This is a genomic window from Frigoribacterium sp. CFBP9029, assembly GCF_034045305.1.
Classification (GTDB): domain Bacteria; phylum Actinomycetota; class Actinomycetes; order Actinomycetales; family Microbacteriaceae; genus Frigoribacterium.
In genome coordinates this window covers 272,342-282,372 of the sequence record NZ_JAXCWB010000005.1, presented here as the reverse complement: position 1 = coordinate 282,372, position 10,031 = coordinate 272,342, and the positions used below count along the sequence as shown (strand labels likewise).

At 70.5% G+C, this 10,031-nt stretch carries 9 protein-coding genes; 1 reads left to right on the top strand and 8 read right to left on the bottom strand.

The annotated features are described in order from the left end of the window. The first annotated feature begins 160 nt into the window (after positions 1-160). Positions 161-934 carry a polyprenol monophosphomannose synthase gene (locus SOM11_RS09455; RefSeq protein ID WP_192058676.1) on the top strand — a complete coding sequence of 258 codons (774 nt, stop codon included), beginning with the start codon at positions 161-163 and terminating at the stop codon, positions 932-934. Positions 935-961: 27 nt separating this feature from the next. Here the strand turns inward: SOM11_RS09455 and SOM11_RS09450 are convergent, their stop codons facing one another. The 8 genes from SOM11_RS09450 to SOM11_RS09415 form a co-directional block, all read right to left on the bottom strand. Next, entirely contained in the window at positions 962-1,570 is a 609-nt protein-coding gene (locus tag SOM11_RS09450; protein WP_192058678.1) for a thymidine kinase, read from the bottom strand. Then, entirely contained in the window at positions 1,570-2,319 is a 750-nt protein-coding gene (locus SOM11_RS09445; protein WP_243213657.1) for a response regulator, read from the bottom strand. Before SOM11_RS09445 ends, SOM11_RS09450 begins: the two co-directional genes overlap by 1 nt. Beyond that, positions 2,306-3,448 carry a hypothetical protein gene (locus SOM11_RS09440; protein ID WP_320477859.1) on the bottom strand — a complete coding sequence of 381 codons (1,143 nt, stop codon included), beginning with the start codon at positions 3,446-3,448 and terminating at the stop codon, positions 2,306-2,308. Before SOM11_RS09440 ends, SOM11_RS09445 begins: the two co-directional genes overlap by 14 nt. Beyond that, entirely contained in the window at positions 3,445-4,746 is a 1,302-nt protein-coding gene (locus SOM11_RS09435) for a sensor histidine kinase (protein WP_320477858.1), read from the bottom strand. Before SOM11_RS09435 ends, SOM11_RS09440 begins: the two co-directional genes overlap by 4 nt. A 135-nt stretch (positions 4,747-4,881) precedes the next feature. Then, positions 4,882-5,979 (bottom strand): Rv2578c family radical SAM protein, encoded by a 1,098-nt coding sequence (locus SOM11_RS09430; protein ID WP_320477862.1) that lies wholly within the window; start codon positions 5,977-5,979, stop codon positions 4,882-4,884. Positions 5,980-6,033: 54 nt separating this feature from the next. Next, on the bottom strand, positions 6,034-7,461 hold the full coding sequence (locus tag SOM11_RS09425; protein WP_414655457.1) for a malate:quinone oxidoreductase: 1,428 nt from the start codon (positions 7,459-7,461) through the stop codon (positions 6,034-6,036). 135 nt (positions 7,462-7,596) lie between these two features. Then, on the bottom strand, positions 7,597-8,658 hold the full coding sequence (locus SOM11_RS09420) for an aspartate-semialdehyde dehydrogenase (protein ID WP_192058688.1): 1,062 nt from the start codon (positions 8,656-8,658) through the stop codon (positions 7,597-7,599). Positions 8,659-8,757: 99 nt separating this feature from the next. Further along, positions 8,758-10,023, bottom strand: a complete 1,266-nt coding sequence (locus SOM11_RS09415) for an aspartate kinase (RefSeq protein ID WP_192058691.1) — start codon at positions 10,021-10,023, stop codon at positions 8,758-8,760. Between the last annotated feature and the right edge of the window lie 8 nt (positions 10,024-10,031).

Below are 10,031 nucleotides of genomic sequence, written 5' to 3'. Positions count from 1 at the left end.
AGGTGGCGGACTTCATCAGCGGCCCGATCATCGGCACGCTCATCGCCATGGTGTTCCGCTACTGGGCCATGAACAAGTGGGTGTTCCCGAAGGGCGCCGAGCTGGCGGACGTGATCTCCCCCACGTCGCCTACGGCGGTCGTGTCGACGGCAGGTCGACGATGACCGCCGCCGACGGAACCGGGGCCGCTCCCGCCGTCCTGGTCATCATCCCGACGTACGACGAGGCCGAGAACATCGGTCGCGCGGTCGCGAAGCTGCGCGAGGCGGTGCCCGCTGCGCACATCCTGATCGCCGACGATGCCAGCCCCGACGGGACGGGCGACATCGCCGACGGCATCGCCGCGTCCGACGGCAACGTGCACGTCCTCCACCGTCGGTCGAAGGACGGCCTCGGGGCCGCCTACATCGAGGCGTTCGGTTGGGGCATGGCCCGCGGGTACGACGTCCTCGTCGAGTTCGACGCCGACGGAAGCCACCCCGCCGAGACCCTGCCGGAGATGCTCGACGCGCTGCGACGGCTGCCGGCCCCCGGGCTCGTCATCGGCTCACGATGGATCAAGGGCGGGTCGGTCGTCAACTGGCCGCTGCGTCGCGAGCTCCTGAGCCGCGGCGGCAACCTCTACTCGCGCATCGCGCTCGGAATCCGGGTCCACGACGCCACGGCGGGATTCCGGGCGTACAGCACTCCCGTGCTGGCCGGCATGCGGCTCGAAGAGGTCGAGTCACGGGGCTACTTCTTCCAGGTGGACATGACCCTCCGCACCATCGACGCCGGTCACCCCATCGCCGAGGTGCCCATCGTCTTCCGTGAACGCGAGGCGGGTGTCTCGAAGATGAACGGCGACATCGTGACCGAGGCCATGGCCAAGGTGACACGCTGGGGCGCAGCCCGATGGTGGCGTCGCCTCACCCGCCGCCCTCTGCGCCGCTGAGAGCCGCTCAGAGCCGCTGAGAGCCGCTCAGGCGCTCAGTCGACCGCCGCTCTCGGCGAGGTAGCACGCGCCGCAGAGCGACTCGTAGGTGACCTCGTGGCCGTCGATGGCCACCTGGTCGCCGTCGAAGACGAAGCGCCCGTCGATCGTCCGGGCGTTGAAGACCGCCTTGCGACCGCACCGGCAGATGGTCTTCAGCTCTTCGAGCGAGTGCGCCACCTCGAGCAGACGACGACTGCCCGGGAACGCCGTCGTGCGGAAGTCCGTCCGGATGCCGTAGGCCAGCACCGGCACGCCCTCGAGGATGGCGATGCGGAGCAGGTCGTCGACCTGAGCCGGCTCCAGGAACTGGACCTCGTCGACCAGCAGACAGGCGATGTCGCTGCCGGTCGCCTCGCGGACCCGCGCCCGCTCGGCGCAGAAGACGTCGAGGACGTCGTCGCCGGGCGCGAACGCGACGTCCGCCGTGCGGCTGACCCCGAGTCGCGAGACGATCTGATCGTCGCCCTTGGTGTCGACGCGCGGTTTGGCGAGCACGACCCGCTGCCCGCGCTCTTCGTAGTTGTACGCGGCCTGCAGCAGGGCGGTGCTCTTGCCGCTGTTCATCGCCCCGTAGCGGAAGTAGAGCTTCGCCACTACTGCAGGTAGCCGTCTTCGGCGGCGCGGCGGATCAGCTCGGACTTCTTGCTCGCCGGTCGGTTCGCCTTCGCGTACTTCTCGCGGACGCGGCGCAGATAGGTCTTCGCCGTCTCGTACTGGACGTTCATCTGCTGCGCGACCTCGTTCGTGCTGAACCCCGACACGTAGAGGCGGAACGCCTCGGACTCGCCGGCGCTGAGCTTCGGTCGACTCTGGTTCGTGGCCCCGACGGGCAGCGGCCGCCAGTCGCGCTGCGGCGAGGCGTCGCGGGCGACGCCCATGACCTGCCGAGCGGCGTCCATCACCTCGCGCATCGGCAACGACTTCGAGAGGAACGCCGAGGCCCCTGCCTCGAGCGCGCGCTCACGCGACTCGCGGGTGTCGAGACTCGACAGCACGATGACCTTCGCACCCGCGGCACGGCAGGTGCGCACCCGGGCCTCGATCGACACGGGCTCTTTCAGCTGGAAGTCGAGGAAGACGAGATCGGTGGGGAAGTTGTCGCTGTGGACCAGCTGCAGCCAGGTGTGCGCCGTCAGCACGAGGTCGAAGTCGAATGCGTTGACGTTGATCCAGCTCGAGAGGCTGTCGAGCAGCACCTCGTGGTCGTCGAGGATCGCGAGGCGGACCCGCCGCGTCGACGGGTCGCCGCCCGCGGGGCCGACGGTGTTCCACGACGGGGCCGCCGCGGGTCGCGAGTAGCCGGGGCGGTGCGACGAGCGGTCGCTCGACTCAGTGCTGGTCATAAGAAAACCTTAGTGTCAGGAGGGGAGGGCTCAGATCGACCACGAGGTCGTCGTAGACGACGCGGACGACGGCGAAGTAGGGGGCGAGCCGGTTGCGGACGGCGAGGTCGGGCGCCCGGGTGGCGACGGTCAGACGGATGTCGACCCGCGCCTCCTCGGCTCGCACCGCGATGCGCACGTCGGACGCGTCGACGACACCGGTGTCGGCGAACGCCACGAGGAGGGCGCGGAGGGCGGTCCGGTGGTCGTCGGCCATCTCGCCGGCCAGGTGCTCGGGGTCGTCGACGACTCCCCCCACCGCGACCGCCGGTGCCGTGAGGAGCTGCTCGAGCCAGCTTCGGTCCGCTTCGGCCACCATCGTCCCGCGCAGCGTCTCGGCGATGGCGCGAGCGCGCCGGCTGTCGTCAGCGGTCACCTCGCCGGCCTCGATCAACCCCGTGAAGAACGGCACGACGTCGCGGTTGAGGATGGTCACGCGGTCCTGCTGCACCGACCGGGCGATCCCGGCCCGCAGATCGGCGGTGCCGGCCCGACGATACGAGGAGGCGCGCTCGACCCAGTGGTCGACCAGCATCACGAAGGTGGCCGAGAACGTCGCCCCGGCCGACGTGAGCGCGAGCACGGGCGTCACCGCCACGACGACGTAGAGGACCGCCGGGAGACCCGCGGCGAACGAGGGGCTCTCGACGACCACCACGATGCCGATCACCGACGCCAGGATCAGGCCCGCGATCCCGATCTCGCGTCCGGGCCGGTACGGCGCCAGGCCGAGGATCAGCACGCCGACCGAGACGGACGTCCAGTCGTCTCGGACCATCTCGTTGTGGCCCGCCGTCGAGACGACCGAGAGCACGACCACCGCCGCGAGCAGCACGACCATCACCACGACGTGAGGTCTCCGGAACGGCGCACGCGCGGGCCGGGACCCGTGCACCAGCACCGTCGCGGCCGCCGCCAGAGCGCCGAGCGCGGCGATGGCTGCGGGCCACGAGGCGACGTCGGCACGGACGACGACCGTCACCACGACGGCGTAGAGGACGGCGGCCAGCCCCGCGATGACGGTCAGGGGGCCGGCGCTGAGCGCACCGAGCGGGTCGACCTGCTGCGGCGTCCGCTCGCGGCGGCTCACGCCGCCCCTCCGGCGATGGTCCGCCCGGCGCCGGGAGCGCCGTCGACCGGGCCGCCATCGGCAGTGCCGCCATCGACATGACCGCGCGCGTCGGTTCCCGACACGGCACCGGTGTCGGCGGACGTGCCTGTCGGCACCCGGATGACGACGCTCGTGCCGCTGCCCACGGACGACCAGATCTGCACCTCGCCGCCGACCCGCTCCATCCGCGCCTGCACGGAGTTCTTGAGCCCGAGACGGTCGGCGCCGGTGCCCTCGACGTCGAAGCCGACCCCGTCGTCGATCACCATGACAGAGACGTCGTCCGCGTCGCCGTAGACCACGACCTCGGCCCGGGTCGTCCCGCTGTGCTTCTCGACGTTCGCCAGGCACTGCGCGACGGCGAGCCCGAGGGCCTGCGCCTGATCGGCGCTCAGCCGGGCCACGGCGGTCACGTCGCCGGTCACGCCGATCTCGAGCCCGGCCTCGCGGGCGGACTCGACGGCGAGGGCGAGCTCGCTCCGGTGCCAGTCCCGGGGCATGCCGTCGGACGCCCGACCGGCAAGCCACTCCTGCCCGACGAGCGTCTCGATGTCGGCGGACATCGATTTAGCGATCCGCGGAGCGAGCGGCCCGGGAGGGGCGGAGGCGACGGCCGCGAGATGACTCAGGACGGTGTCGTGCAGCAGGGCGGCGGCCTGCTGCTCGATGTCGTGGCGGATGCCCTGCAGCTGCTGGTCGAGAGCGGCCCGGTGCAGACTGGGCTGCGCGCGCCGGGCACGGTCTCGGGCGATCACACCCCAGCCGACGGTGACGACGACCAGCAGATAGGTCAGGGCCGTCGCGACGTCGAACTGCGAGGTCTCACCCGTCTGCCACGTGGCGGCCAGGGTCGCCACCTCGCCGAGGACGACCGCGATCGTGGCCCAGACGAGACCGAGCCGCGGCTGGCGGCCGCTGCCCGCCACCAGGATGAGGGCGATCTTGGGCAGCGAGAGCGAGAAGGCGTCGGACGTCCGCACGGCCGGTATCTGGGCCAGGATCGTGACGGCGTACCAGTACGTCGCCGCCGAGCCGATGGCGAGGAAGGCGGCCATGGCCGACGCCGTGCGTCGACGCTGGAGGACGACGCTCATCGCGACGAGGGTGCAGATCGCGACCAGGGCGGGCCAGAGGATGTACCCGGGGCCGGTCGCCTGACTGATGACGAGCACGAGCGACGCGCTGGCGAGCACCACGCAGGCCATGACGTAGCAGGCTCGGGCGACTGCGCGACCGGTGCTCTGCGGAGCCAGGTGAGCCGGGAGGCCGAGCAGCATGCGGCCTCCTTCTCGTCGACGGGCTGACTGAAGAAGTATGCCTGAACATGGACTTCTTCTGTACCCCGTTATCGAGGGGTGTCCCCGGGTATCGCCCGGAACACGCCTGTTTTGTGCCCCGACCGGGCACGGATGTCAGAACAGCCGAGGATGCGCGGTGCGAGCTCCGCCCGGCAGCTCGGCCGCGAGAAGGGCGCGCGACCCCGCGATCGCCTCCGCCCGGTCGCCCAGGGCGTCGTGCACGCGGGAGCGCGTCGACCCGGTCGACGGGTCGGTGCGCCCGCGTTCGAGGCCGTACTCGGCCAGCAGGGGCCGCAGCCGTGCGGCCAGCCACTTGCGGTACCCCGTCGGCGCATAGGTGCCCCGCGAGTATAGGTCGGTGTAGCGGTCGAGCACCTCGGGATGCTCGCGGCCGAGCCAGGCGAAGAACCACTCTTTGACACCGGGCTTCAGGTGGAGGGCGCTGTACATGACGCTGGTGGCCCCCGAGTCGCGGACCGCCGACAGAGCTGCGCGCAGATGGTCGACGCCGTCGGTCAGATGCGGCAGCACGGGCATCATGAAGACCGACACGTCGAGGCCGAGGTCGCGTGCCGCGCGGACGGTGGCGAGCCGCGCGGCCGTCGTGGGGGTGCCGGGTTCGAGGGACTGCTGGAGCTCGTCGTCGTAGATCGCGATGGACATCGAGATGTCGACGGGCACCTGCTGCGCCGCCTCGGCCAGCAACGGGAGGTCGCGACGCAGGAGCGTGCCCTTCGTCAGGATGCTGAACGGCGTGCCCGACTCGGCCAGGGCCGCGATGATGCCGGGCATCAGGCGGTACCGACCCTCGGCCCGTTGGTACGGATCGGTGTTCGTGCCCAGGGCGACGGGGGCGTGCTGCCACGACGGCCGCCTGAGCTCTCTGGACAGCACCTCGGCGACGTTGACCTTCACCACGATCTGGCGGTCGAAGTCGTCGCCGCCGTCGAGATCGAGGTACTCGTGCGTCGGTCGGGCGAAGCAGTAGACGCAGGCGTGACTGCACCCGCGGTAGGGGTTGATCGTCCAGCCGAAGGGCAGAGTCGAATCGCCGCCCGGCACCCGGTTCAGCGCGCTCTTCGCCAGGATCTCGTGGAACGTGATGCCGTCGAACTCGGGCGTCGTGACCGAACGGACGACCGACGACAGTCGCACGAGCGGCGGCGACGCGTCGTCTCTCTCGACGTCGACACCCTGACCGCTCCACCGCATGCGCTCAGTCGAACACATGTTCGAACAGGAGTCAAGCCGACCCCGCCGACCCGATCAGGCGTGGATGTTCAACGCCTCGGCGGTGGCCCCCAGGGTCGCCGCCGCCTTCGCCTCGTCGGTCGCGAGCGGCGTGCCGTAGGTGGGCACCATGCGATGTAGGGTCGGCTGCCACGCCGACATCCGCGACGGGAAGCAGCGTTCGAGGACGTCGAGCATGATGGGCACGGCCGTCGAGGCCCCGGGCGAGGCGCCGAGCAGCCCCGCGATCGAGCCGTCGGCCGCCGAGACGACCTCGGTGCCGAACTGGAGCACCCCGCCCTTCTTCGCATCCTTCTTGATGACCTGGACGCGCTGACCGGCGGTGATGCGGTACCAGTCCTTCGGGTCGGCATCGGGCACGAACTCGCGGAGCGCCTCGAACTTCGTGCTCTTGCTCGCGGCCAGCTGACCGACCAGGTACTTCACCAGCGAGAGGTTCGCGAGCCCGGCACGGATCATCGGGTAGAGATTGTGCGGCCGGATCGAGGCGAAGAGATCGAACCACGACCCGCTCTTCAGGAACTTGGGGCTGAACCCGGCGTACGGGCCGAACATGAGGCTGGCCTGCCCGTCGACGACCCGGGTGTCGAGGTGCGGGACGGACATCGGCGGCGAGCCCACGGCGGCCTTGCCGTAGACCTTCGCCTGATGCCTGGCCACGATCGCCGGGTCGTCCGTGCGCAGGAACTCCCCGCTGACCGGGAACCCGCCGAACCCCTCGATCTCGCGGATGCCCGACTTCTGCAGGAGGTTGAGGGCTCCCCCGCCGGCTCCGACGAAGACGAACGCCGCCTCGATCTCGAACGCGGCACCCGACTTCGGGCGGACCGAGATCGTCCACCCGCCGCCGGCGCGGCGCTTCAGACCGGTCACCCGGTGCCCCAGGCGGAGCCGGGCACCGGAGGACTGCAGGTCGGAGACGAGGAGGCGCGTGAGGCTCCCGAAGTCGACGTCCGTCCCCGCGGCGATCCGGGTCGCCGCGATCGGCTGGCCGAGTGGCCGCCCGGAGGCGAGCAGCGGCGCCCATTCGGCGATGCGCTCGCGATCGGTGCTGAACTCGAGCCCCTGGAACAGCGGGTGGTCGCGGAGAGCCTCGAAGCGCTTGCGGAGGTACTCGACGTTCTTATCGCCCCAGACGAAGCTCATGTGCGGACTCGAGTTGATGAACGCCTCGGGCTCGGGCAGGGCGCCCTCGGCGACGAGGAACGACCAGAACTGCCGCGAGACCTGGAACTGCTCGTTGACCTTGACGGCGCTGCTGGTCTCGATGGACCCGTCGGCCCGCTCGGGCGTGTAGTTCAGCTCGCACAGGGCGGAGTGCCCGGTGCCCGCGTTGTTCCAGGGGTTGCTCGATTCGAGGGCGACGTCGTCGAGTGCCTCGATGATCTGGATGGACCAGTCGGGCTCGAGCTGCTTGATCATGGCGCCGAGGGTGGCGCTCATGACGCCACCACCGATGAGGGCTACGTCGACGGGCTTCTTCGCATCGTTCACGAGCGCCAGTCTAGGCCCCGGGCCTCGCGGGCCCGCCGGGCGCCCGGGCGGGGTGTCTCGATGTCGAGACAGCGACCCGCCCGGTCAGACTCCGACGGAGGTGGTGCGCTCGGCCGCGACGATCTCGGCGATCTGAACCGCGTTGAGCGCCGCGCCCTTCCGGAGGTTGTCGTTGCTGATGAAGAGCGCCAGCCCGCGGTCGCCGGGCACGCCCTCGTCCTGACGGATCCGCCCGACGTAGCTCGGGTCGGTGCCGGCCGCCTCGAGCGGCGTCGGGACGTCGGTCAGCACGACCCCGGGCGCGTCGGCGAGCAGCTCCTTGGCGCGGGCGGCGGTCAGCGCGGACGAGAACTCGGCGTTGATCGACAGCGAGTGCCCGGTCAGGACGGGCACGCGCACGCAGGTGCCGCTGACTCGCAGATCGGGTCGCTCGAGGATCTTGCGGCTCTCGTTGCGCAGCTTCTTCTCCTCGTCGGTCTCGTCGAGACCGTCGTCGACGATGCTGCCCGCGAGGGGGATCACGTCGAAGGCGATCGGTCGGACGTACACCTCGGGGGCGGGCATCGTCACGGCCGAGCCGTCGTGCACGAGCCCCGCGGCGTCCTGCTCGAGAGCGGCCCGCGCCTGACCGAGGAGCTCGTCGGCGCCCTTGAGCCCACTGCCCGAGACCGCCTGGTAGGTGCTGACGATCAGTCGCTCGAGACCGGCCTCGGTGTCGAGCACCTTGAGCACGGGCATGGCGGCCATGGTGGTGCAGTTCGGGTTCGCGACGATGCCCTTGACGGCCTGGCCGATCGCGTGCGGGTTGACCTCGCTGACGACGAGCGGCACCTCGGGGTCCATCCGCCAGGCGCTCGAGTTGTCGATGACCAGGGCGCCGGCCGCGGCGAAACGCGGTGCGTGCGCCCGCGAGCCGGTGGCGCCGGCCGAGAAGAGGGCGATGTCGAGACCGGTCGGGTCGGCGGTCTCGATGTCCTCGACGACGATGTCGGCACCGCGGAACGGCAGTGTGGTGCCGGCGGAGCGCGCCGTCGCGAAGAACCGGATCTCGGCGAGCGGGAAGTCGCGCTCGTCGAGCAGTCGTCGCATGACCTTGCCGACCTGACCGGTCGCGCCGACCACGCCGACGCGCAGACCTTCAGCCATCGTCTTCTCCTGGGGTGTCTCGGTGGTGCGGTGGGTGTTCACGGGGCAGGAGGCGCGGTGCGGGCCGCGCCGCGCCTCCTCGGTGTTCTGCTGGTCGCGTCAGCGGCCGGTGCCGGCGTGGACCACGGCCTCGACGTCGCCGTCGAGTCCGAACGCCGTGTGCACGACGCGGAGGGCGTCGTTGAGGGTGTCGGCCCGGGTGACCACCGAGATGCGGATCTCGCTGGTCGAGATCATCTCGATGTTGATGCCCGCCTCGAACAGCGCGGTGAACAGCTGCGCCGAGACACCGGCGTTGGTGCGCATGCCGGCGCCGACGAGGGCGAGCTTGCCGATCTGATCGTCGTACTGCAGCGACTCGAAACCGCTCTCGGCGCGCTCGGACTCGAGCGCCTGGAGCACGACGGCGCCCTCGGACTTCGGGAGCGTGAAGGAGATGTCGGTGCGACTCGTCGAGGCGGCCGAGATGTTCTGCACGATCATGTCGATGTTCGCACCGGTCTTGGCGACGGTGCGGAAGATCTGCGCCGCCTTGCCGGGCACGTCGGGGACTCCGACGACGGTGATCTTGCCCTCGCTGAGGTCACCGGCGACACCGCTGATGATGGGCTCTTCCACGTTCTCTCCCTCTTTCGGGTTGACGACCAGGGTTCCCTCGTTGTTGTTGAACGACGAGCGGACGTGCAGGGTGACGCCATGACGCCTGGCGTACTCGACGGCACGGATGTAGAGCACCTTCGACCCCGCCGCGGCGAGTTCGAGCATCTCCTCGCTCGTGACCCGGTCGAGCTTGCGCGCCTTGGGGACGACACGGGGGTCGGCCGTGAAGATGCCGTCGACGTCGGTGTAGATCTCGCAGACGTCGGCGTCGAGGGCGGCGGCCAGCGCCACCGCGGTGGTGTCGGACCCGCCGCGGCCGAGGGTGGTGATGTCGCCCGTGCTGCGGTTGAAGCCCTGGAACCCGGCCACGATGGCGATGTAGCCGGCGTCGAGGGCGTCGCGGATCCGCTTCGGGGTCACGTCGACGATGCGGGCCTTGCCGTGCTGGGCGTCGGTGATCATGCCGGCCTGGCTGCCCGTGTACGAGCGCGCCTCGACGCCGAGGCTGCGGATCGCCATGGCGAGCAGCGCCATGCTGATGCGCTCGCCCGCGGTGAGCAGCATGTCGAGTTCGCGCCCCCCGGGGATCGGGCTGACCTCGTTGGCCAGGTCGAGCAGCTCGTCGGTCGTGTCGCCCATCGCGCTGACCGCCACGACGACGTCGTTACCGGCCTTGCGGGTCTCGACGATGCGTTTCGCGACGCGCTTGATGCTCTCGGCGTCGGCGACGGACGACCCGCCGAATTTCTGCACGATCAAGCTCACGGTGACTC

Excerpts from the sequence above, each read along its gene's own strand:
- SOM11_RS09455 (WP_192058676.1), top strand. The coding sequence starts at position 161 with ATGACCGCCGCCGACGGAACCGGGGCCGCTCCCGCCGTCCTGGTCATC.
- SOM11_RS09445 (WP_243213657.1), bottom strand. The coding sequence starts at position 2,319 with ATGACCAGCACTGAGTCGAGCGACCGCTCGTCGCACCGCCCCGGCTAC.
- SOM11_RS09435 (WP_320477858.1), bottom strand. The coding sequence starts at position 4,746 with ATGCTGCTCGGCCTCCCGGCTCACCTGGCTCCGCAGAGCACCGGTCGC.
- SOM11_RS09430 (WP_320477862.1), bottom strand. The coding sequence starts at position 5,979 with ATGCGGTGGAGCGGTCAGGGTGTCGACGTCGAGAGAGACGACGCGTCG.
- SOM11_RS09425 (WP_414655457.1), bottom strand. The coding sequence starts at position 7,461 with ATGAGCGCCACCCTCGGCGCCATGATCAAGCAGCTCGAGCCCGACTGG.
- SOM11_RS09420 (WP_192058688.1), bottom strand. The coding sequence starts at position 8,658 with ATGGCTGAAGGTCTGCGCGTCGGCGTGGTCGGCGCGACCGGTCAGGTC.